Consider the following 21,846-nt stretch of genomic DNA (forward strand, 5'->3'; position numbering starts at 1 on the left):
TGCAATGGGTTTTAAAAAAATAGCTGTTTGTATTTTACCATATTTATTAACATTGATGTACTTTTGCCGCGCAGGCCGCCTTATCGCCGAGATCCTCGCTTTTGCGGGGGTGTGGGAGGAAAGTCCGGACACCAAAGGGAAGCATAGCGGCTAACAGCCGTCGGGAACTCTGCTTTTGCTGAGTTTTCAGGACAAGTGCAGCAGAAAGGATGTACAGGTAATGCTGTAGTGAAATCAGGTAAACTCTATGCGGTGAAATGCCACGTAAACCTGCGCTCCGATATTAATCGGGAAAGGGTGCCCGCCCAATGCAGGAGGGTAGGCAGATTGAGCGTGTGGGTAACTGCACGTCTAGATAAATGATAAGGCCCCAATGCATATTGGGGACAGAACCCGGCTTATAGGCCTGCTTTTTTTTCTTTTAAGGTATTTGTTTGTTCTAACATCCAAACCTTTGCGGCACTTAACTTTTGGAATGTTTGAAATGGAACCGTGATAAAGAAACTTTCAAAATTTGCAATTTGCAAAGATCGTTCAGATTTATAAACAATCGCAAATGCTACTAAGCGAGGAATTTGTCGGGTATATGATTTTGGCGATAAATTTCTGGAATAATCGTTAACCCTATTAGAAATATAACCGAAAGATTTTTCGCCATAGAAACGCGATGCCAACTGCTGAATTTTAGAAACATAAGCTTCATCTAACACTATGGCGTCCGCGGGCGTTGCAATCATGAAATTTTCGTAGAATTCAATTTTTACAAAATCTAATTCTATCAGTTCTACGGGAAGTTGAAACATATTACAATTTACGCAAAAAAACTGAAAACATTTCCACCGTATTTTCTGGCTTCAGCAAAACCGGGTAATGCGTCGAGGGTATTTTGTTTTGAATGTTCTATTACTAAAATCCCATCTTCCTTTAAGAGTTTTTTTTCTGCAACTGCCAAAACAATATTCTCTAATTGTGAAGCATTAAAATCATAGGGCGGATCGGCAAAAATAATATCGTAATTTCCCGAAGCCTTTTCCAGGTATTTGGCAACGTCAGATTTTATGGCATTTATAGGAAAGGAAAATTCTTCCGAAACTTTATTTATGTACTGCACACAGCCTAAATGAGCATCTACGGCGGTTATATTGGGAACACCGCGGGAGGCAAATTCAAAACTTATATTTCCAGTACCTGCAAAAAGATCTAATACAGTAAGTTCATCAAAAAAATATCGAACCCGTAAAATATTAAAGAGCCCTTCCTTTGCAAAATCGGTTGTGGGACGGACAGGCAAGTTTTTTGGAGCGGTTAATCTTCTTCCTTTGTATGTGCCTGAAATTATTCGCATTACTAAGCGTTTTTTAAAATGAAATGATTGTGGGATTCGTCATTGCCCAAACTTTTAGTATTGTACATCTTTGCATCTAAAAATGTGAGATTACGTATATAAGTGTAGGCAATTTTAAAATTTTCGTCGTTTTTTTCAATAGCACCCAAAAGTACAACGGGAGTATTTTCTGGGTTTAATTGAAGCTGCTCCATACAGAAGAGCGTATAATAGATAAAATCTTCAGGGGTTTTATAGTGGTAACTATTGCAGAGTTGCAGTTGGCCATTTTTTAAAACGATACAATCGAAATTATTTTTTTGAAAATGTAAAAACATTTTTGGAAGCGAATATATTTCGCGTTCAAGAATTGAATTCAATAGTACGGTCATCGCGTGGTAATAATTGAAGGATCCATACTTTTCAAAGAAAAAATTATTGATGTTCATAAACGGAACATACACTACCACGATGTTATGGTTTTCAACAACATCGTGCGCCATATAATCGTTTGCTAAGATTTTGGAGTTAAACTTTAAATATTCGCTCGCTTTAGTTTCGTTAAAAAGCGGAGCTGGCACCAAGCTGTAAACTGGAGTAGCATATACTACGGTTACATCGCTAAAGCTAGTGTTTAAAATTTCATTGTTACTAACAATAGTTTCAATATCCATCAAAAGTTCCTCGGGGGTTGTACTGTGGTCTAAGTTTTTTTCCACAAACAAGACGGGTTCTTCACTTTCGGGATTAGTCACCAAAAAAGAAAGCCCGTTCAAAGAAACTTGAACGGACAGTCTGTTATGTAATGTATTTTTTATGTTATTCTTCTTTTGCGGCATCGTAAATTTTTGGCCAGTTTCCAGAAGTGTTTACTTCTTCTAAAGAGCCTACTCTAATATCTGGACCGTTAACCCCATCTACAGACTGTACTTGAAGTTCTTGTGTAACTAGGTCTGAATCTTGATCTGCCAAGATTACCTTTTTTGAAACCTTTGCTTCAAAAACTGAATAGGTGGCGTCGTTTTTTTCAATTTTACCAGATTTTAGTTCAAACTTGGCGTCAACACCTTCTACAGGCACATTCATCATTGTTTTATATCTATCGGTGCCGCCAAAGAGTGAATCTCTAACTGGGGTAAATCCTAAGGTATCAATTAATGATTTTTCAATAAAATATCCTTCGTCTATACCGAAAGCTTTATTCTTGGCTACATCGGCATAACTGGTATCGCGACGTTGTGTACGTGCAAATTTGGCCGTATCAATAAATTTAACCAAACTGTCCCAGTCTCCTGTAAATTTACCTGTAATTTCTTTGTGTGCAAGCTCTGCGGCCTGAATATCCTTCAAATTCTTAATTACTTTGGCATAGCGTGCCTCTTTTACTTTGTTGAATTCAACTGGGCCCATTACCGAGTTATATAGCTTCCAACCCAGGAAGATTATTACAATCCAAAGAACAATCTGAATTACTAATTTCATTATTGATTTTATTTAAGTGTTGATTTTACTAAAAGGTCTATCGCAAATCTACAATTTTTTTTTGTTCACAAAAGTATATTGCGAAAAAATCATACCTATCTTTAAACCCTCATTGATAGCAGCAAATAATGAATGTATCAGAATTTTACAGTTTTTTAAAAAATGATTTTCCACATAATACTACCCCAAAACAGGATATAGCGCTTCAACTGTTGGCTAAATTTGTGTTGAGTCCAAACAAAAATGAGACGTTTTTGTTGAAAGGATATGCAGGTACGGGAAAAACCACAATTGTGGGTGCGCTGGTAAAGAATTTGGCCAAAATAAAAAAGCGATCTGTACTTCTTGCCCCTACGGGCAGGGCGGCGAAGGTAATTAGTAATTATTCAAGCAAACAGGCTTTTACCATTCATAAAAAAATCTATTTCCCCAAGCGAGAAAAGGGAGCTGTTTTCTTTTCATTACAGCAAAACAAGCATCGTGACACTATATTTATCGTAGATGAAGCATCCATGATTCCCGATATAAACCAAGACTCAAAACTATTTGAAAACGGTTCGCTACTCGATGATTTAATGCAATACGTTTATAGTGGTAACAATTGCAAACTTTTGCTAATTGGCGATTCTGCGCAGCTTCCACCCGTACATTTAGATATTAGTCCCGCCTTGGATGCCTCCTTGCTTGAAAACCAATACAATCGTGAAGTTATAAAACTGGAGCTCGATGAAGTGGTGCGGCAACAACAGGATAGTGGTATTTTAGAAAACGCAACGCGAATCAGGGAGTGTTTGGACAATGAGCTGTATGAAGCCTTTAAATTTTCGGGTATAAATTTTCCGGATATAGTTCGACCGGTAGATGGGCAGGAAATTATGGATGCAATAAACGGCAGTTATTCAGCCTTGGGAAATGAAGATACCGTAATTGTAGTGCGATCCAACAAAAGAGCAAATCTATATAACCAGAGCATTCGCGAACGTATTCTGTTTCAAGAATCCGAACTTTCGGCGGGCGATTATTTAATGGTGGTAAAGAATAATTACTTTTGGGTAGATAATACGAGCGAAGCTGGCTTTATTGCCAATGGCGATATAGTAGAGGTTTTGGAAATTTTTGCCTTTAAAGAACTCTATGGGTTTCGTTTTGCTGAAGTAAAATTACGAATGGTAGATTATCCTACAATGAAACCTTTGGAAACCGTGTTACTTTTAGACACTTTAACATCCGAAACTCCATCACTAACCTATGATGAATCGAACAAATTATATCAAGAAGTAATGAAAGACTACGAGTCGGAAAAATCTAAGTACAAGAAATTTTTGGCAGTAAAAAACAACAAATTTTTTAATGCGCTCCAAGTAAAATTTAGCTACGCCATAACCTGTCATAAATCGCAGGGAGGCCAGTGGAATACCGTTTTTGTTGAGCAACCGTATCTTCCCAATGGAATAGATAAGGAGTACTTGCGTTGGCTTTATACAGCTATTACGCGGGCGCAGGAAAAATTGTATTTAATAGGTTTTAAAGATGAATTTTTTGTAACGTGATATTAATTAAAATTAAACTTTTGTGTAGGGCAATCAACGCTTTGCACGACCTAAATTAGAAATACCCATGGAAACTTTTAATTTAATACTAAGTATTTTTTTAGGTATCGGTTTAGCTGCAGCCGTAGGTTTCCGAGTATTTTTACCATTATTGATTATGAGCCTGGCGGGTTATTTTGATGTAATTCCAATAAACGAAAATTGGCAGTGGATTGGCAGCCTTACCGCAGTAATAATAATGGCCGTGGCAACGGTTGTTGAAATTTTTGGTTACTATATTCCTTGGTTTGATAATTTGCTAGACACCATTGCCCTCCCATTAGCCACCTTGGCAGGCACAGCGGTTATGGTAGCAACGGTTACCGATTTAAGCCCTGTTATTACATGGACGCTGGCAATAATAGCGGGCGGTGGTACAGCCGCAGCAATAAAGGGCAATACTTTGGCGGCAAGACTTACTTCCAGTACAACCACCGGAGGGATTGCAAATCCGATTTTGACCACAGCAGAAACGGGCACTTCAATAGTTATGGCTGTGGCTGCCATCTTTGTACCTGTTGTTGCTTTTGTCTTGGTTCTCTTTCTTTTTTATGTAATATTCAAATTTTATAAAAAGCTTCGTAAAAAAGGGACGCCGAGAACATAATCTTCTTATTTTTGAATTCAATTTAAAAACTTCGACTTGAAAATAATAGCCATGATTCCCGCGCGTTACGGTGCGTCGCGTTTTCCCGGAAAATTGATGCAGGATTTAGCAGGAAAACCTGTAATAGTTAGAACATACGAAGCTGCAAAAGCCACCAATCTTTTTGATGAAGTTTATGTTGTTACAGATAGCGATGTAATTTTTAAAGAAATTGAAGCCAACGGCGGCAAAGCAATTATGAGCCAAAAGGAACATGATTGCGGTAGCGATCGTATAGCCGAAGCCGTAGAAAACCTAGATGTAGATATTGTCGTAAACGTGCAGGGCGACGAGCCATTTACGAGCCGTGAAGGCTTAGAAAAGGTTTTGGCGGTATTTAACGAACCCGATGCAGATAAAATTGACTTAGCTTCGTTAATGACCGAAATACATGATTGGAAAGAAATAAGCGACCCAAACTGCGTAAAAGTAATAGTTGATAAAGATAACTTTGCGCTCTATTTTTCACGTTCGCCAATACCGTATCCGCGCGATAAAAATGTGGCACTTCAATACTACAAACACAAAGGTATCTACGCTTTTAGAAAACAAGCGATAATGGATTTTTATCGCTTACCAATGCGTTCTTTGGAAGCTGTAGAAAAAATAGAATGTATTCGTTATTTAGAATACGGGAAGAACATAAAAATGGCAGTGTCTAACACTACTGGGGTTGAAATAGACACTCCAGAAGACCTTGCGCGCGCAAATAAATTGCTAAAAGAAAAGGAAAAGGATACCATAAACAATAAATTTAGAAATTTCCCAATGGTGCCCAAAGTGGTTTTTGGCGAAGGTTGTTTTGATCAGCTCAGTTCAATATTATCTTCTAAAAAGAAGGAAAAAGCACCGTTTATTTATTTGGTTGACAACGTTTTTGAAGAAGACACTAAATTTTTAGATAGAATTAATCTTCGGTTCAATGACAAATTAATTTTTGTTTCGGCAGAAGAGGAACCAAAAACGAGCCAAGTAGATACCCTTGTAAAAAATATAAAATCTGAATTTACCTACCTACCATCGGGCATTATCGGCATTGGTGGCGGAACGGTCATGGATTTGGCCAAGGCGGTGTCCATTATGCTCAATAATAAAGGAAGTGCTGCAGATTATCAGGGTTGGGATTTAGTGTCCAAAAAGGCGGTTTATCATGTAGGCATCCCAACGATTTCGGGAACCGGTGCCGAAGTTTCCCGTACAACCGTATTAACGGGTCCTGTTCGCAAACTGGGGATTAATAGCGATTTTACTCCCTTTGATCAAGTAGTGCTCGATCCGGAACTAACCAAAGGCGTTTCAAAAAACCAATGGTTCTTTACCGGAATGGATTGTTTTATACATTGCGTAGAATCTCTAAACGGAACGTTTTTAAACGCATTTAGCCAAAGTTATGGCGAAAAGGCCTACGATCTTTGTTTGGAGATATTTCTTGGCGATACACTTTCCGAAAAAGAATCGCGGGCTAAACTTATGATGGCGTCGTGGCATGGAGGAATGAGCATAGCGTATTCACAAGTTGGGGTAGCGCACGCAATGAGCTACGGTTTAGGCTATGTTTTAGGAACAAAACACGGGGTGGGTAATTGTATTGTTTTTCAATATTTAAGTGAATTTTACCCCAAAGACGTGGCTTTATTTAAACAGATGGTTGCCAAACACGGCGTAACTATTCCGCAAGGAATTTGCCAAAACCTTACGGAAGCGCAGTTAAATACAATGATTACTGTAGCATTGGGTATGGTTCCACTGTGGGAAAATGCCCTTGGCGCAGATTGGGAAAAGGTTATAACACCAGAAAAACTGAGGGAGCTTTACTTAAAGATGTAACCGCGCTGAATATATGGGATTCACAAAATTTATTTTTGAAAAAGTAATGGGTTGGAAAATTGAAGGAACTTTTGATCCTTTGGTTAAAAAAGCTGTTATAATTGTGGTGCCACATACCAGTTGGCACGATTTCTATCTCGGGCTGTTTACGCGAAGATTGACCAAGGTTAAAATTAATTATATCGCTAAAAAGGAACTATTCGTGTGGCCAATAGGCTGGTACTTTCGTTGGACGGGAGGTACAAAACTAGACAGAACCCCGGGCCAAAAAAAAGTAGAAGCAATTGCTGAATTATTTCATAAAAAAGAAGAATTTCGTCTGGCGCTTTCACCGGAAGGCACACGTAAAAAAGTAGATACGTGGAAAACGGGTTATTATTTTATGGCACTGGCAGCAAATGTGCCAATTATTTGTGTTGCTTTTGATTATGGCAGAAAACGAATAGTTATTGACAAACCCTTCTATCCAACAGGAAATATAGAAGCAGATACGCCAAAATTACGTTCTTTTTTTAAAGGTGTGATTGGTAAAAATAAAGACTACTCTTTCGATATAGGGCTCGATAAAGAATAATCTTATCTTCAATTACATCAAACTAACAACCATTAATTTGATGTTAAAAGTTAGTTAAGCATTCCAAAAAAAATTCGCTAGTTCAAAATCTTAGTATTAATTATGCATAAAAAATATAAAACTATGAAACGAAGTAAATATTTAATTCCAATTTTTGTTTTTGCAATGGCACTAGTTTCGTGCAGTAGCGACGATGAAACCGGTGGTGGAGGCGATCCAACCCCTGTAGCTATTTTAGCAAACTTGTACGCTACCAGTAATACAAGTACCGCAATTCAATCGTATGATTTTACGCCTAATGGTATAGCTCTGCGCTTATTGCTTACCAGTTCGGAAAATAATGAAGGAGTTTACTACGATGAAGATTCCAGCGAACTCGTTGTTTCCTCAAGATCGCAAAGAGCAATAAACACGTATTCAAATATAGATAACGTTGAAAGCGGCAATAATTTAAGTCTTTTTCTTTCAAGCGATACTGTTTTAGAGAGTCCGCGCGATTTGGCTGTAAAAGACGATTATTACATTATTTCAGATAATGCCGATCTTGATAACAATCCCGACACTGATGAGGGTAGGTTTTTTATCTTTAAACGCGATGATGATGGTTATACATTGCGAAATATCGTAACCGTAAATTATGCAGTTTGGGGTATTGAACTTATAGGAAACGATCTGTATTCTGTAGTTGATAAAACGAGCGATGTTGCCGTACTAAAAAACTTTATTTCTACTTATACTACAGATGTTACTGCTACGCCAGATAAGCAAATAACAATTGAAGGAATAACCAGAACGCACGGAATAACCGAAGACGGTGGTTTTGTGATATTAACAGATATTGGTGATGCCGCAAATGACGGCGACGGTGCATTTCATTTTATAAATGGTTTTGTATCTAAATTTGAAGCTACTGCAAACGGTGGAACGTTAAGTTTTGCAGGAAATCAAGTTCGCGTTTCGGGTAGATTAACAGAACTGGGCAACCCTGTAGCTGTTGAATACGATAGTGCGAGCCAGACGGTGTTTATTGCAGAGCGTGCCAATGAAGGTGGTAAAATTTTGTTTTTCAGTGAAATAGGAGCCGGTGGAAATTTAGTTCCGAATTTAAGCTCACCCTTTGCTGGAGCTTCATCTTTGTATTTTATCGATAGATAAAAAAAGGGATATTTTTTGAAAAATAAAAAAGGCTCTCTAAAAAGTATAATTCAGTAAGTTTGTTTGGTCCCGCAGCAAGTATAATCTGCGTGTTGAAGTTTTCAACTTTGCTCAAACCGACAGTGAATCTAACTTTTTAGAGGCCTTTTTTTATTGCTTGATTGTAAGGTTAATTTACTCTTCTTCGGACGTTTCCTGCATTGTGTGATACACATTTTGAACATCGTCGTCTTCTTCTATTTTTTCCAAAAGTTTTTCAACGTCGGCGGCTTCTTCTGCCGATAGCGTTTTTGTAACTTGTGGAATTCGATCAAAACCGGAAGAAAGAATTTCAATATTATTTCCTTCAAGATACGACTGAATGGCGCCAAAACTTTCAAATGGGCCATAGATTAAAATTCCGTCTTCATCTTCAAAAATTTCGTCCATTCCGTGGTCTATTAGTTCAAGTTCTAATTCTTCAATATCTAAACCTTCTGGATTTATTCTGAAATTACAGGTATGATCAAACATAAACGAAACAGATCCGGACGTACCCAAACTGCCATCGCATTTATTAAAATAACTGCGAATATTGGCAACCGTTCGGGTGTTGTTATCGGTAGCGGTTTCAATTAAAATTGCAATTCCGTGCGGTGCATAACCTTCAAAGAGAACTTCTTTATAATCGCCAAGACTTTTGTCGCTTGCACGTTTTATGGCGCGCTCCACATTGTCTTTGGGCATATTTACAGCCTTTGCGTTCTGGATTACGGCGCGGAGTCTTGAATTGGCATCCGGGTCGGGACCGCCTTCTTTTACTGCCATAACAATGTCTTTGCCAATACGTGTAAACGCTTTAGACATTGCAGACCAACGCTTCATTTTTCTTGCTTTTCTGAATTCAAAAGCTCTTCCCATAAATTATTGTATTACTTGATTTATTAGTTATTCCGTGAAAAGAAAGTTCAAATATAAAAAATTCCAAAAACCAAATGCTAAAAGAACAAAGCCTTTCATAAGTATAAATTTTGCACAGCTAGAATACTATGGTTTTGGAATTGTATATACTACCCAATGAGATCATCAATTATCTTTGCCAACTCAAAATCCTTTTCAGTAACACCGTCGGCATCGTGGGTTGAAAGATAGATTTCTAACGAATTGTAAACGTTGCTCCACTCCGGATGATGATTTAGTTTTTCGGCTTCAAAGGCTATTCGCGTCATAGCTGAAAAAGCTTCTTTAAAATCCTCAAATTCAAAAATAGTATGTAGGGCACCTTCGTGAAAATCCCACCCTTCATATTCCTTTAATTTATCTTCAATCTGTTTATCTGTTAATGCTTTCATGATTATTGTTTTTTTAATTTTAGACACCAGGCCTAGTATCTCTATTTAATTGATATAATTTCTTCGTTTAAAACACAGTCTTCAATCACTTGTGCAACAGTAATTTGATGAGGATTTGGCAATCTGTTTTCTTTTGGAAGTATTGCCGCATATCGATCTTCATTACTGCTAAAAACACTTTTAAAGATAGGCATTTTATCGCCAATTTTTGAAGATATTTCGTTGAAAAGGTCTTCGTGATGTACCATATCGTTACTCGCCAAATGATAAATGCCGCGGAGCGATTGGTTAATTATATAATGAATTTGTTGGCAGATTTTATTGATGGTGGTAGTGGTGATTACCAAATTCGGAAAAACTTCAAAAGCGGCGCGATGCCTGATACACTGCCTTAAATGAAGAATCTGTGGCGAGTTTATGCCCAGCACCATCGGCAACCGTAAAATAGTTGTTTGAGAAGGAATGACTTCCAACAACAACTTTTCTATTGAAATTTTAAATTTTCCCGAAACTGATTCAGATAATGTTAAGTCGTTTTCAAATGAGGGATGACTAAACTTTCCATCGAAAACTTCGGAAGAAGAAATATAAATCACAGAACAATTTGAATGTAGCAGGGCGTAATTCGCAATTTGCTGATGAGCTTCAAACTGACTTTTATAGTCGCCTTTAAATGCTGAAATTATTACAGTGGGTTGAATTTTATGCAACAATAAAAATAAAGAATCTTCGGCAACACAGTATTTATGAAAAACATGATTTTCGGAAAATGCACCACTTTGCCGACAATAGGTACAATGAACGTCAAAATAGGAAAGAAGCTCTTTGTAGATGGCGTTGCCAATAAAACCGCTTCCTCCTAAAATTAAAATCCGTTCCTTTTCCAGTTTCGTGTTCATGTAAATTTTTAGAAATGCTGTTTAAAATATAGATAATTGAGTTTTAGTTGTAAACTGTTCTAACGCCTGCATTCCCAAATACGAATTGCCCTGCGGGTTTAAACCCGGAGCCCAAGTGGCAATTGTGAAACACTGTGGCAACAGTGCTACAATACCTCCACCAACGCCGCTTTTGCCAGGTAATCCAACTTCGAATGCAAACTCTCCTGCTTCGTCATAAAATCCGCAGGTAAGCATTATTGCATTAATACGTTTTACTTGGCTTGCAGTTAAATGCTGTCTGTTTTTTAAACATTTACCTTTATTGGCGTAAACAAAAAAAGCATTTGTAAGTTGTTTACAATCCATTGCTATGGAGCATTGGTGAAAATAAAAATCCAAAACATCTTCCACGTTATTGTATAAATTGCCGTACGATTTTAAAAGGTTTGCAGCAGCGTAGTTGTTGTAACCCGTTAATCGTTCCGATTCGGCCACCTTGTTGTTAAAACATATTGTATGATCGTGCGAAATTTCTCTTACAAAGTTTAAAAAATCTTCTTTCGGATTCTTTAAATGTGTGAGTAAAATATCGGCAACTACAATGGCGCCAGAATTAATTAGCGGGTTTCTCGGTATTCCGTTTTCAAGTTCTAAAAGTGAAAGGTGGTTAAATGGGTTCCCCGAAGGTTCAACGTCCATTCTGTCCCACAGTTTATTTCCAACCAATTGAAATGCCTTTGTAAGCGAAAGTACTTTTGAAATACTTTGAATAGACAGTTTTTCCGCAGAATCGCCAACTGAATAATTTTCGCCCGTTATAAGCTGCAAGTTTATTCCAAACTTATCTTTCGGAACATTGGCAAGTTCGGGAATGTAAGCAGCAACTTCACCTTTATTTTCAACGTTTGTTACCGATTCGTAAATTTCTTCTAATATTGCTTGATAATCTAGCATTAGCCCTTATAAAACGGTGTTTTCACTACAGTTGCCGCAACAGGTTTATTTCTAATTTGTATAAATATTTCTGTGCCCGGAGTACTGTTTTCTACCGTTACGTACCCTAAACCAATAGCTTTGTTTAATGACGGTGCCATAGTTCCGCTGGTTACAATTCCAATTGTATTTCCGTCCTTATCTGCAATCTCATAATCGTGCCTTGGAATACCGCGTTCGTTTAATTCAAAGCCAATTAGTTTTCTTTTTACGCCTTCTTCTTTTTGTTTTTTGAGGTTTTCAGAATTTACGAAATCTTTAGTGAATTTTGTAATCCATCCCAATCCAGCTTCCAAAGGCGAAGTTGTATCGCTAATATCGTTGCCGTATAAACAAAACCCCATTTCGAGTCGCAAAGTATCGCGAGCCGCAAGCCCGATAGGCCTAATTCCGAAATCTTTTCCAGCTTCCATTACTTTGTTCCAAACTTGTTCTACCTCGCTATTTTTGCAGTAAATTTCAAAACCGCCACTACCGGTATAGCCCGTTGCGCTAATAATTACATGTTCAATTCCTGCAAAATCGGCTACTTTAAAATGATAAAATTTAATAGCATTTAAGTCTTCCGAGGTTAAAGATTGCATTGCTTCAATAGCTTTTGGCCCTTGTATTGCGAGCAGCGAATAATCGTCTGAAAGGTTGCGCATTTCTGCACCCATAGTGTTATACTTAGAAATCCAAGCCCAATCTTTATCAATGTTTGATGCATTTACAACAAGCAACCATTTTTGGTCTTCAATCCGGTAAATTATTAAATCGTCCACAATACCGCCTGTTTCATTGGTAAGGCAGGTGTATTGGGCTTGGCCCACGGACACTTTTGACGCGTCGTTGCTACAGACTTTTTGAATTAAATTGAGTGCTTCTGGGCCCGAAACTAAAAATTCGCCCATATGCGAAACATCAAAAACGCCAACTGCGTTGCGAACGGTTTGGTGTTCAGTGTTTACGCCTTCGTATGATACGGGCATGTTATAACCTGCAAATGGCACCATTTTGGCACCCAATTGTTCGTGAATATGCGAAAGTGCTACGTTTTTCATAGGTAAAAAGTTTTCGTATTAGACGCTTTGATACCCCTTAGAGTCTAAGATTAGTTATTTTTATTTTGAATAATTTATAGATAAAACATTTTAGCAAATGTATCATAATCGTTCAAAGGTAACGAAAGTTTACAGGGTTTATTTTCAACAATTTCTTCGTTAAAATCATCTTAATCGGAAGCATTATTATCAATGTTTTCAATACTTTTAAAAGAAAAACCATGGCCACAACCACTTCGTACAATCCTTATACAGGTGAAACATTAAATTCATATAAAAATCATACAAAAACTGAAGTTTCTGAAATAATAAACAAAGCCGATAAACGCTTTTATAGTTGGCGTGAAACTTCCTTTTCTACAAGAAAGAAACTAATGCTTTCTGCTGCTGCCGAATTGAAGAAAAACAAAAAGGAATACGCCGAGATGATAACCCAAGAAATGGGAAAACCTATTTCGCAGGCCGTTGCCGAAGTAGAAAAGTGCGCTTTGGCGTGCGAGTACTATGCCGAAAATGCTGAAAAACAACTACAAAATGAAATAATAAAAACCGATGCGTTTAAAAGTTACGTTAGCTACGAGCCAATTGGGGTAGTATTGGCGGTAATGCCGTGGAACTATCCTTTCTGGCAGGTTTTTAGATTCGCAGCGCCGGCGTTAATGGCTGGGAACATAGGTGTTTTAAAGCACGCATCCAACGTATTTGGCTGTGCTTTGAACATTGAAAAGGTTTTTAAACGAGCGGGGTTTCCTGATAATTGTTTTTCAACATTACTTATTAAAAGCGACTCCGTTGAAACTGTGATTGAAAACGACAAAGTAAAAGCCGTTACTCTTACCGGGAGTGGGCCAGCGGGTTCATCGGTGGCTGCCATTGCTGGAAAAAATATTAAAAAATCTGTACTGGAATTAGGCGGAAGCAATGCCTTGGTTGTTCTTAAGGATTGCGATATGGAACAAACAATTAAAACCTGTGTGCAAGCGCGTTTTCAGAATACAGGACAGAGCTGTATTGCCGGAAAAAGACTGATTATAGATGCGTCTATTTCGGAAGAATTTATAGAGAAAATGCTAATTCAGGTTCGTGAATTAAAAAGCGGCGATCCCACCAACGACAAAACTTTTATCGGTGTAATGGCACGCGAAGATTTAGCCAAAGATTTAGAAAAACAAGTAAATGCCTCAATTAAAGCAGGAGCAAATTTACGAATAGGAGGTAAGCGACAAGGAGCTTATTTTGAACCTACTATTTTAACAGGCGTTACGAGTAGCATGCCGGTTTTTAAAGAAGAAACTTTTGGACCAGCACTCGCAGTTACAACATTTAAAACAGTGGAGGAAGCCATTGAGCTTTCTAACCTTTCCAAATTTGGATTGGGGGTTTCCATTTTCACCAAAAATATTGAAGCTGCCGAAAAATTAGCCTTGCAATTTGATGAAGGTGCGGTTTTTATAAATGAATTGGTAAAAAGCGATCCGCGATTACCTTTCGGAGGAATTAAAGAGAGTGGTTATGGTCGCGAATTAAGCGAACACGGTATTCGTGAATTTGTAAATAGAAAAACGGTTTTTATCAATAAATAACTTTAAAACCTAACAGGCTTGTTTAAATCTGTTAGGTTATTTACACAATTATCCTTTCTGCAAAAACTCAGCTTTATTTTGTATTTCAGGTTTTAAAATATTGTTTTTTTCTAAAAATGAATTGAATTTAGCTCCTTCTTTCTCTTTTATCTTTTGATAACGCATTTTTGCTTTATTAAATTCTTCAGAAATTAATTCGAAATTCGCTTTTGAAGCCCCAGAGACCTTATTGTAATTGGAAGCCACATTGCTGTACAAGTCTGCCATTTTTTCGCGTAATTCTGGTTCTGCCGAAGCCACGTAATTATCGCCAGTGGTAATTACCAAGTCCTTTCGTAGGTTCTCCAGCGCTTCGAATAATTTTTCGGCCTCTTTCTTTCCCTTTGGGTTGTTTTCAATTACTTCGGTTGCTTTTAGCTGAGTTGTGTTAATTTCATAAACCATATATGCCAAATCCTCAACCATATTAAAGAGGTCTTGTGTGAGTGATTCTTGCTCTTTTCGTTGCGCCAAAGTAGTAAGAGATTTTTCGTCGTACTTTATTTCAATGTCGTGGCTATATGTTTCTTTGCCTTTTTTAAGTACTACCTTATATTTTCCGGCCGCTACTCTAGGCGCGGTAAAGCCACTAAATGCAAGGGTTTTTGCTTGGGCCATTTTTGGAGCTGTAGTCATAAAATTCCAGCTGACTATATTAATACCTTTCGACTTTCCTGGTGTTAATGTCGTAATTTTGTTTCCTGTCATGTCTTGTATTTCCATCTCCATTTTGCCAAAGGTGTGTCTCTTTTTTAGGTAATACACTATTTGAGCGTCGGTATTTTTATTTTCGCCAACAAATTGTGTTTCTGCGCCAAAACTGCCACTAAAGCCACTATCTTCGGTCATGGTAAATGGTTCCGACTGAAAGAAATGCACCTCTTTATCTAAAATTTCTGAGGTTAGTTGGCGCAAAGGGCTTATATCGTCAATTATAATTACGCCACGACCGTGGGTGCCCATTACCAAATCGTTGGTGCGCTTTTGAAGATCTATAAAATGAACCGCAACAGGTGGCATATTGTTTGTAAATTCAGACCAATTTTTACCACCATCAATTGTAACGTAAAGTCCCAATTCGGTTCCTAAAAATAGCAAATCTTCATTTTTAAAATCTTCTTGAATATTTCTAACAAAGGCTTTGGAATTTATGTCATCCGAAATAATCGATTTCCAAGTTTTTCCGTAATCAGTGGTTTTTAGGGCGTATGGTTTCATATCGCCAGTGGTATGCCCTTCAAAAACTGCATAAGCCGTTCCTTTGCCGTGAACGCTGGCTTCAATGTGGTACACCCAGGTATTTTTTGGAATTCCCACTAAATTTTCGGTAAGGTTTTTCCAAGTTTTTCCGCCATCGGTTGTAAGTTGTACATTCCCATCATCTGTGCCCACCCATATTATATTTTCATCTAATGGCGATTCGGCAATGGTAAAAATAGTAGTGTGTTTTTCTGCGCCACTATTATCTATCGAGAGTCCACCAGATTTGGCCTGATCTTGTTTAGTTTTATCGTTGGTAGTTAAATCTGGCGAAATAATCGTCCAGCTATCGCCCATATCTTCAGAACGATGAAGAAATTGGCTTCCCATATAAAATCTATCCGGAGCAAAGTTGCTCACAGCCATTGGTGCATTCCAGTTAAAGCGAAGCTCTGGATCACCTTTTTTAGGTTGTGGTTGTACAGTAGTGGTACGGTTTCTATTTACATCGTAACGCCAAACATTTGCGGCACCCTGCATTTCAGAATAAATAATATTTTTTGTGGGATGTTTTAAAACTCGAAATCCGTCGCCGTATCCTATACTATTCCAGTCGCGGGCATTTACCCCGCCGGGAGCAGAGGAGGGGCCGTACCAGGAGCCGTTATCTTGCAGACCACCGTAAACGTTGTATGGTTCGGCATCGTCAACACTTATGTGGTAAAATTGGGAAAGTGGCAGATTTTCAACAATTTCAAAAGTTGAACCACCATTCCATGAACGATAAACGCCACCATCGGTTCCTGAATAGAGAATATCACTATTATTTATATCGAAAACAACATCGTGAATATCTGCATGCATATTTCCGAGATTTTTAAAGGTTTTTCCGCCATCGCGGCTTATGGAACCTGTTAAGCCACCTTTTACCACGATGTCGGGGTTTTTTGGGTCGACCGTAATCCGCGAAAAGTAAAAAGGACGAACGGTTAGTCCAAAATCATTGTTTAAATGTTCCCAGGAATTACCGCCATTGTTAGATCTCCAGAGTCCGTTTGTTTCTTTCTCACCGGTTTCAATAACGGCATAAATAATTTTAGTATCGCTCGGAGCCATTGCAATACCAATTCTTCCTAATTTTCCGGTAGGAAGATTACTAGTAAGTTTATTCCAAGTTTTTCCACCGTCGGTAGATTTATGGATTGCACTATTTTCCCCACCCGAATTGAAACCCCATGCGGTTCTTCGAAATTGCCACATAGAGGCAAAAAGTATGTTTGGATTATTTGGATCCATTAATAAATCTGAAACACCCGTAGAATTTCCAGTGTATAAAATCTTGTTCCATGATTTTCCGCCATCGGTGGTTTTGTAAACACCGCGATCCTCGCTATCGCTCCAAAGTGCGCCTAAAACACCAACATAAACTTCATCGGTATTGTTTGGATTGATTACTATTGAAGAAATTCTTTCTGAATTTTCGAATCCTGGAATTTCTGTCCAGTTATTGCCTCCATCAGTAGATTTAAACAAACCATTACCCACGGAAACCGAATTGCGGGTCCAAGTTTCGCCCGTACCCACCCAAATAACTTCATCGGGGTTTTTGGGATCTAAAGTAATTACGCCTATAGATTGCGCGTGCTCATCAAAAATGGGTGCGAAGGTTGCACCACCATCGCTAGATTTCCAAACCCCGCCCCCTGCGGCGCCAGCATAAATAATACGCGCATTTGTGGGATGATTCTCAAGATCGTTTATTCGGCCGCTCATAAGGGCGGGACCAATATGGCGCGCCTTCATATTACCAAATAATTCTTTTCCTTTTAAGGCGGTATCTTGAGCACGGACGAATGTAAAGCAAGACAGTAGTGTTAGCAATGCGAAGATGGAATTTTTCATATTGGTTGTTGGTTTGGTTATTCTGAAAAAAATAAAATTGTATTGAAAAAAAAATCCCCGAATAGACAGGGATTTTTATACTAAAAAGAAGGGTTAATCTTTTTCAACTTCTGCCGGAGAAGTTGCAGGGAAGGCAAACATAGATACTTTAATTTCAGGATTTAGCTCTATATCTTTTAACTGAATAGCTTGCCCGCCCATAGACAGGGCAAAAGGAAAATACAAACCATCTACTTCTTGATAATCGCTCATGGTACTCACATTCATTTGTCCAGCCATTGGGCCTTCTTTAATTTCACTTTCAGCAACAATGGGTACAAAGTTTTCGGTGTCAAAATAATAGTATGATACGTTTGGTTCCTCCACTCCGTTAACCATTACGGGAGTTTGTGTAAGTTTCAATTTAAAAGTTTCGGCACCCTCTTTTGTTTCTTTTCCCATAAGTTCTACTGTAAATCCTTTTTCTTTGTAATTCATAAAAGGACTGGGGAAATCCTTCATTTGTTTCTTCATGTTTTCAGTAGTTTCAGCATCACTTTTTTCGGGTTGCATGGTCATGAAGTTTGTGGTCCACATGGTTTCACCATCAAAAGCGAGTTGGGTAATATCTTGCCCTTGAAAATTAATTTTAATTAATTGTTTGCCGTCTTTGGTTTGGTAAATTTCAACCGGAATCTCCATGCCTTGCGCGTTGGCAGTAGCTGTCATTTTTACGCTTTCTAGATTTTCCCAAGCTGTTTTTCCTCCAGTATTTTCAAAATAATTACTAATTATTTCATCTGCAGTTTGTGCTGTTACGGGTACGATGGCAGTTAATAAAAAGGCGATGGTGAGTGTTTTAAAAATTTTCATACGTGTTTTTTATTTTATTAGTATTTTGAAGTTGGCATGCCCTTTTGCCGTCTTCTTTTTCATTATAATACTTTGATTGGGCAACACTTTTTTGAAATGTTAGTAAATATAAGACTAACCGTTTTATAAAAAGTTACACATTAATATTTTTTTTGAATGTAGGCGTAAGCACTATCTTTACATAAAACAAAAAAAATCATGAATTTTCATACAAGAAAATGGATTAAACCTGAAGATTTAAACCCCAACGGAACACTTTTCGGAGGCAGACTTTTGGAGTGGATTGATGAGGAGGCCGCACTTTACGCAATAATTCAACTTGAAAACCCACGAACCGTTACAAAGTTTATGAGTGAAATAAATTTTAAAAGTTCTGCGAAAAAAGGCGATATAATTGAAATAGGTATAGACACCGTAAAATTTGGTAATAGCTCCTTAACCCTTTGTTGTGAGGTAAGAAATAAGATGACGAGAGAGGTTATAATAAGTATTGAAAAAATAATAATGGTAAGTCTAGGAGAAGATGGCAAACCCCAAAAACACGGCAAAATAGAAAAGGAATTTGTAAAAGATAGATTGGCAAAATAAAGTTTATGCCAACGATTTAAAATCTTTTCCAGTGGGTAATTCAAATACTTCGAGATCAAAGTAAGGCGTTGCAGCCAACAAGTGATCAAAAATGTCTGCTTGGATGTGTTCGTAATTTACCCAACGCTTGTCTTTACTAAAACAGTAAATTTCAATAGGCAATCCTTTTTCGGTAGGTTCCAAATGTCTAACCATCAAAGCCAAATCTTTATTAATAGCGGTATTTTCGTTTAAATATGCATCAATATAATATCTAAACACTCCGAGATTTGTTTGGTTTCTCCCATTAATTTGCACTTCTTTATTTGCTTCGGTTTGGCGGTTAAACTTATCAATATCTCTTTGTCTATGTTCGATATAAGGTTTTATAAGTGCAATTTTTTTTAAACGATCCAAATCTTCATCAGATAGAAATTTAATGGAAGTCTGCTTAATATAAATAGCGCGTTTAATTCTTCTTCCACCGCTATCTTGCATTCCGCGCCAGTTCTGAAAAGAGTCTGCAATTAAGCTATACGTTGGAATGGTTGTAAAAGTGTTGTCCCAATTTTGTACGCGTACGGTAGCGAGGTTAATTTCGGTTACAAAACCGTCTGCACCAAATTTACTGAAGGTAATCCAGTCGCCAATTCGCACAATATCATTTACTGAAACCTGAATACTGGCTACAAATCCGAGGATGGTATCTTTAAAAATCAGTAAAACAACAGCCGAAGCAGCGCCTAAAGTTGCAAGGCTAGTTACTGAATAGCCGGTGAGTAAATTAATTATAAAGAATGCGCCTACACCCCAGGCAAAAATCATTAATACCTGTACGTAACTTTCTAAAGGCTTATCGCCGTAGCGTTCGCTTTCTTCCATAAAATTACGGGTAGTGCGCAATATGCTTCGGAAAATAAGAACGAATAAAACAACGGAGTAAACTTTGGCTACAATTAGTAACAGGCTTATAACCAAAGGCGATTCCATAAAAATAATAGGTATAAGATACCATACTATAATTAATGGCAAAACGTGCGCTATGTACTTTGGAAAATTACTTTTTATTAGATAATCATCAAAAGTAGAGATGGTTTTATTGCTAAATGCTTTAAAAACCTGGATGATTGTTTTCCTAAAAACAATATCAATTATTGAAACGGCCAGCCAAAGTATAATGCAGTTAACCACAACATTAATAAAGACCGCCCAACCATAGGTCATGCCTTCATTTACCAGATAATCCTGAAGTAAGCAGCTATAGGCCTGTATGGCTTCGGTATTCATTATAAATATTTACGTTCTACATAAAAAGGTCCAAATGGCAATACGGAGCACATAACTACAATAAATAAATCTGTAAGAGACCACTTTAATTTTTTATACATATAAAAGGCGCCGGCTACATAAATTACAAATAGCACCCCGTGGGCCATACCCACAATTTGAACCATTTGAGGCAAGTGCCAAATATATTTTAACGGCATTGCAATGCCTAAAAGTACTAGAAATGAAATAGCTTCTAGAGTGCTAATTAATCGGAAGGATTTTACTGATAATATCACTGTGAATAATTTTTTTGCAAAGATACAAGTTGCAAATAGACCCGCTACATTTTTAGGTTAATTTATAGATTATAATCATTGTTGTCCGATAAAAGTAATGACTAACTCTGGAAAACCCCATATTATATGTAGTCCCTACGGGACTAGGAATTGACGGGGCTCTATTTTTTTACCCATATTTAATACCTAACGGCATACTGCTCCAGCTGGGCAAAATATTGGTAATCAAGAGATCGCACCTAAATTAATGTCCCGTAGGGGAAAAACATGATTTTTAATCGGACAATACTGGTTTATAATATTATAATTAGAATTACTATCTTTAAAAGAAAATATACATGCATCTACTGCTACAAACGCCTACGGAAACAATTCACAGATCACTATTAAATTATTACGATGAGTTTTTGAAAATTCTTCCGCGAATAGCATTGGGAGTCTTAGTGATAATCTTGGGAATTTTACTGGCCCAACTGCTTACCAATTTTTACAAAAGACGGTTTCAACAAAAATCTGAAGATCCGTTAATGTCTAAGTTTTTGGCTCAAGCGGTTAAAATTGTTTTAATAATAATTACAATAATGCTGGCCTTAAAGGTTGCTGGCTTAGATGGCATAGCCACCGGCTTATTAACTGCAGTTGGAGGAGGCGCAATTATTTTGGGATTTGCCTTTCAGGATATTGGAAAGAACTTTTTAGCGGGAATTATTCTGGCTTTTAATAGACCGTTTAACATTAACGATACGATTAAGGTAGACAACATTTTCGGAAAGGTGAAAGAATTGAGTTTTAGATATTCGCATATTAAAACTTTTGACGGTCGCGATATTTATATCCCCAATAGCGATGTACTCACAAAACCTGTTGAAAATTATACCGCTGATGGGTTTTATAGAGTAGATTTTACGGTAGGCATAGGATATGAAGATAATATTGAGGCAGCAAAAAAAGTAATACAAGATATTCTGGATGCCAACGATGAACTAATGCGCGACGAGTTCCACGAAAATTTTGTGATAGAAGACGAGTTGGCAGCAAGTACGGTTAACCTGAAAGTTTTCTTTTGGGTAAACACATTGGACTATCGCAGAGCCTCACGGGTTTTGCGAGGTTTGATTATTAGGGAGGTTAAAGAAGCATTATTTAAGCAAGGTTTTAATTTACCTGCAGATATTAAAGAGCTTAAAATTTATGGAACAGAGGATGCAATTCCTATAAAATTTAGAAATAACCCCGAAATTTCGTACGAAGATAAAAAGTAAGCCGTATATAAATTTTAAAATGAGATTATAG

Annotated in this window: 20 protein-coding genes, 1 other RNA gene and 1 pseudogene; 10 read left to right on the plus strand and 12 right to left on the minus strand. The window is 37.5% G+C overall.

The genetic code is table 11. The features are described from left to right. Positions 1–67 precede the first annotated feature (67 nt). Positions 68–417: RNase P RNA component class A (rnpB, locus tag QCQ61_RS11780), an RNA gene on the plus strand. Positions 418–811: 394 nt separating this feature from the next. Here rnpB and QCQ61_RS11785 read toward each other — a convergent pair. From QCQ61_RS11785 to QCQ61_RS11795, 3 genes are read right to left on the minus strand one after another with little or no spacing between them, the layout of a single operon-like run. Then, on the minus strand, positions 812–1,345 hold the full coding sequence (locus tag QCQ61_RS11785; RefSeq protein WP_279447847.1) for an RsmD family RNA methyltransferase: 534 nt from the start codon (positions 1,343–1,345) through the stop codon (positions 812–814). 2 nt (positions 1,346–1,347) lie between these two features. Next, entirely contained in the window at positions 1,348–2,163 is an 816-nt protein-coding gene (locus QCQ61_RS11790) for a DUF3822 family protein (RefSeq protein ID WP_279447848.1), read from the minus strand. Further along, on the minus strand, positions 2,144–2,806 hold the full coding sequence (locus QCQ61_RS11795) for a hypothetical protein (protein WP_279447849.1): 663 nt from the start codon (positions 2,804–2,806) through the stop codon (positions 2,144–2,146). The genes QCQ61_RS11790 and QCQ61_RS11795 overlap by 20 nt, the downstream gene beginning before the upstream one ends. A 128-nt stretch (positions 2,807–2,934) precedes the next feature. Between QCQ61_RS11795 and QCQ61_RS11800 the strand changes: the two genes are divergently transcribed. From QCQ61_RS11800 to QCQ61_RS11825, 6 genes and pseudogenes are all read left to right on the plus strand, one after another. Beyond that, positions 2,935–4,356 carry an ATP-dependent DNA helicase gene (locus QCQ61_RS11800; RefSeq protein WP_279447850.1) on the plus strand — a complete coding sequence of 474 codons (1,422 nt, stop codon included), beginning with the start codon at positions 2,935–2,937 and terminating at the stop codon, positions 4,354–4,356. A gap of 67 nt (positions 4,357–4,423) precedes the next feature. Beyond that, a complete protein-coding gene (locus tag QCQ61_RS11805; protein ID WP_279447851.1) occupies positions 4,424–5,002 on the plus strand; it encodes a DUF4126 domain-containing protein in 579 nt (192 codons plus the stop codon). Between the two features lie 51 nt (positions 5,003–5,053). Then, positions 5,054–5,764: pseudogene (gene kdsB / locus QCQ61_RS11810) on the plus strand (3-deoxy-manno-octulosonate cytidylyltransferase); the annotation flags it as partial. Between the two features lie 45 nt (positions 5,765–5,809). Next, complete coding sequence (locus QCQ61_RS11815; RefSeq protein WP_279450263.1) at positions 5,810–6,868, plus strand: iron-containing alcohol dehydrogenase family protein; 1,059 nt, start codon at positions 5,810–5,812, stop codon at positions 6,866–6,868. Between the two features lie 13 nt (positions 6,869–6,881). Further along, positions 6,882–7,442, plus strand: coding sequence for a 1-acyl-sn-glycerol-3-phosphate acyltransferase (locus tag QCQ61_RS11820; protein WP_279447852.1), 561 nt, complete (start codon positions 6,882–6,884; stop codon positions 7,440–7,442). A 123-nt stretch (positions 7,443–7,565) separates the two neighbouring features. Further along, positions 7,566–8,597, plus strand: a complete 1,032-nt coding sequence (locus tag QCQ61_RS11825; protein WP_279447853.1) for a hypothetical protein — start codon at positions 7,566–7,568, stop codon at positions 8,595–8,597. Between the two features lie 174 nt (positions 8,598–8,771). Here QCQ61_RS11825 and QCQ61_RS11830 read toward each other — a convergent pair whose 3' ends face one another. The 5 genes from QCQ61_RS11830 to gcvT form a co-directional block, all read right to left on the minus strand. Beyond that, positions 8,772–9,497 (minus strand): YebC/PmpR family DNA-binding transcriptional regulator, encoded by a 726-nt coding sequence (locus tag QCQ61_RS11830; protein ID WP_279447854.1) that lies wholly within the window; start codon positions 9,495–9,497, stop codon positions 8,772–8,774. Between the two features lie 149 nt (positions 9,498–9,646). Continuing rightward, a complete protein-coding gene (locus QCQ61_RS11835) occupies positions 9,647–9,928 on the minus strand; it encodes a 4a-hydroxytetrahydrobiopterin dehydratase (protein ID WP_279447855.1) in 282 nt (93 codons plus the stop codon). A 41-nt stretch (positions 9,929–9,969) separates the two neighbouring features. Next, positions 9,970–10,827 (minus strand): sugar nucleotide-binding protein, encoded by an 858-nt coding sequence (locus QCQ61_RS11840; RefSeq protein WP_279447856.1) that lies wholly within the window; start codon positions 10,825–10,827, stop codon positions 9,970–9,972. Positions 10,828–10,848: 21 nt separating this feature from the next. Next, the gene (locus QCQ61_RS11845) at positions 10,849–11,763 is read right to left on the minus strand and encodes a glutaminase (protein ID WP_279447857.1); all 915 of its coding nucleotides are present in this window, start codon (positions 11,761–11,763) and stop codon (positions 10,849–10,851) included. Continuing rightward, positions 11,763–12,845: a glycine cleavage system aminomethyltransferase GcvT gene (gene gcvT / locus QCQ61_RS11850; RefSeq protein WP_279447858.1), complete on the minus strand. Its 1,083-nt coding sequence runs from the start codon at positions 12,843–12,845 to the stop codon at positions 11,763–11,765. The genes QCQ61_RS11845 and gcvT overlap by 1 nt, the downstream gene beginning before the upstream one ends. Positions 12,846–13,066: 221 nt before the next feature. Here gcvT and QCQ61_RS11855 point away from each other — a divergent pair, with 221 nt between their 5' ends. Then, positions 13,067–14,428, plus strand: coding sequence for an NAD-dependent succinate-semialdehyde dehydrogenase (locus QCQ61_RS11855; protein ID WP_279447859.1), 1,362 nt, complete (start codon positions 13,067–13,069; stop codon positions 14,426–14,428). Between the two features lie 48 nt (positions 14,429–14,476). Here the strand turns inward: QCQ61_RS11855 and QCQ61_RS11860 are convergent, their stop codons facing one another. Continuing rightward, complete coding sequence (locus QCQ61_RS11860) at positions 14,477–17,569, minus strand: WD40/YVTN/BNR-like repeat-containing protein (RefSeq protein ID WP_279447860.1); 3,093 nt, start codon at positions 17,567–17,569, stop codon at positions 14,477–14,479. Positions 17,570–17,662: 93 nt separating this feature from the next. After that, positions 17,663–18,421, minus strand: coding sequence for an outer membrane lipoprotein-sorting protein (locus tag QCQ61_RS11865; RefSeq protein WP_279447861.1), 759 nt, complete (start codon positions 18,419–18,421; stop codon positions 17,663–17,665). A gap of 198 nt (positions 18,422–18,619) precedes the next feature. Here QCQ61_RS11865 and QCQ61_RS11870 point away from each other — a divergent pair, with 198 nt between their 5' ends. Further along, the gene (locus QCQ61_RS11870) at positions 18,620–19,009 is read left to right on the plus strand and encodes an acyl-CoA thioesterase (protein WP_279447862.1); all 390 of its coding nucleotides are present in this window, start codon (positions 18,620–18,622) and stop codon (positions 19,007–19,009) included. A 3-nt stretch (positions 19,010–19,012) separates the two neighbouring features. On the opposite strand, the gene QCQ61_RS11875 is transcribed toward QCQ61_RS11870, so the two are convergent. After that, the gene (locus QCQ61_RS11875) at positions 19,013–20,275 is read right to left on the minus strand and encodes a mechanosensitive ion channel family protein (RefSeq protein WP_279447863.1); all 1,263 of its coding nucleotides are present in this window, start codon (positions 20,273–20,275) and stop codon (positions 19,013–19,015) included. Beyond that, entirely contained in the window at positions 20,275–20,553 is a 279-nt protein-coding gene (locus tag QCQ61_RS11880) for a DUF3817 domain-containing protein (protein ID WP_279447864.1), read from the minus strand. Before QCQ61_RS11880 ends, QCQ61_RS11875 begins: the two co-directional genes overlap by 1 nt. 338 nt (positions 20,554–20,891) lie before the next feature. Between QCQ61_RS11880 and QCQ61_RS11885 the strand changes: the two genes are divergently transcribed. Next, positions 20,892–21,815 carry a mechanosensitive ion channel family protein gene (locus QCQ61_RS11885; protein ID WP_279447865.1) on the plus strand — a complete coding sequence of 308 codons (924 nt, stop codon included), beginning with the start codon at positions 20,892–20,894 and terminating at the stop codon, positions 21,813–21,815. Positions 21,816–21,846: the final 31 nt, after the last annotated feature.

This window comes from Aequorivita marisscotiae (genome assembly GCF_029814825.1).
GTDB lineage: Bacteria > Bacteroidota > Bacteroidia > Flavobacteriales > Flavobacteriaceae > Aequorivita > Aequorivita marisscotiae.

Bases quoted from the DNA above. Each gene is read 5' to 3' on its own strand.
- QCQ61_RS11785 (WP_279447847.1), bottom strand. From the start codon at position 1,345: ATGCGAATAATTTCAGGCACATACAAAGGAAGAAGATTAACCGCTCCA.
- QCQ61_RS11790 (WP_279447848.1), bottom strand. From the start codon at position 2,163: ATGCCGCAAAAGAAGAATAACATAAAAAATACATTACATAACAGACTG.
- QCQ61_RS11795 (WP_279447849.1), bottom strand. From the start codon at position 2,806: ATGAAATTAGTAATTCAGATTGTTCTTTGGATTGTAATAATCTTCCTG.
- QCQ61_RS11800 (WP_279447850.1), top strand. From the start codon at position 2,935: ATGAATGTATCAGAATTTTACAGTTTTTTAAAAAATGATTTTCCACAT.
- QCQ61_RS11805 (WP_279447851.1), top strand. From the start codon at position 4,424: ATGGAAACTTTTAATTTAATACTAAGTATTTTTTTAGGTATCGGTTTA.
- QCQ61_RS11815 (WP_279450263.1), top strand. From the start codon at position 5,810: ATGGTGCCCAAAGTGGTTTTTGGCGAAGGTTGTTTTGATCAGCTCAGT.
- QCQ61_RS11820 (WP_279447852.1), top strand. From the start codon at position 6,882: ATGGGATTCACAAAATTTATTTTTGAAAAAGTAATGGGTTGGAAAATT.
- QCQ61_RS11825 (WP_279447853.1), top strand. From the start codon at position 7,566: ATGAAACGAAGTAAATATTTAATTCCAATTTTTGTTTTTGCAATGGCA.
- QCQ61_RS11830 (WP_279447854.1), bottom strand. From the start codon at position 9,497: ATGGGAAGAGCTTTTGAATTCAGAAAAGCAAGAAAAATGAAGCGTTGG.
- QCQ61_RS11835 (WP_279447855.1), bottom strand. From the start codon at position 9,928: ATGAAAGCATTAACAGATAAACAGATTGAAGATAAATTAAAGGAATAT.
- QCQ61_RS11840 (WP_279447856.1), bottom strand. From the start codon at position 10,827: ATGAACACGAAACTGGAAAAGGAACGGATTTTAATTTTAGGAGGAAGC.
- QCQ61_RS11845 (WP_279447857.1), bottom strand. From the start codon at position 11,763: ATGCTAGATTATCAAGCAATATTAGAAGAAATTTACGAATCGGTAACA.
- gcvT (WP_279447858.1), bottom strand. From the start codon at position 12,845: ATGAAAAACGTAGCACTTTCGCATATTCACGAACAATTGGGTGCCAAA.
- QCQ61_RS11855 (WP_279447859.1), top strand. From the start codon at position 13,067: ATGGCCACAACCACTTCGTACAATCCTTATACAGGTGAAACATTAAAT.
- QCQ61_RS11860 (WP_279447860.1), bottom strand. From the start codon at position 17,569: ATGAAAAATTCCATCTTCGCATTGCTAACACTACTGTCTTGCTTTACA.
- QCQ61_RS11865 (WP_279447861.1), bottom strand. From the start codon at position 18,421: ATGAAAATTTTTAAAACACTCACCATCGCCTTTTTATTAACTGCCATC.
- QCQ61_RS11870 (WP_279447862.1), top strand. From the start codon at position 18,620: ATGAATTTTCATACAAGAAAATGGATTAAACCTGAAGATTTAAACCCC.
- QCQ61_RS11875 (WP_279447863.1), bottom strand. From the start codon at position 20,275: ATGAATACCGAAGCCATACAGGCCTATAGCTGCTTACTTCAGGATTAT.
- QCQ61_RS11885 (WP_279447865.1), top strand. From the start codon at position 20,892: ATGCATCTACTGCTACAAACGCCTACGGAAACAATTCACAGATCACTA.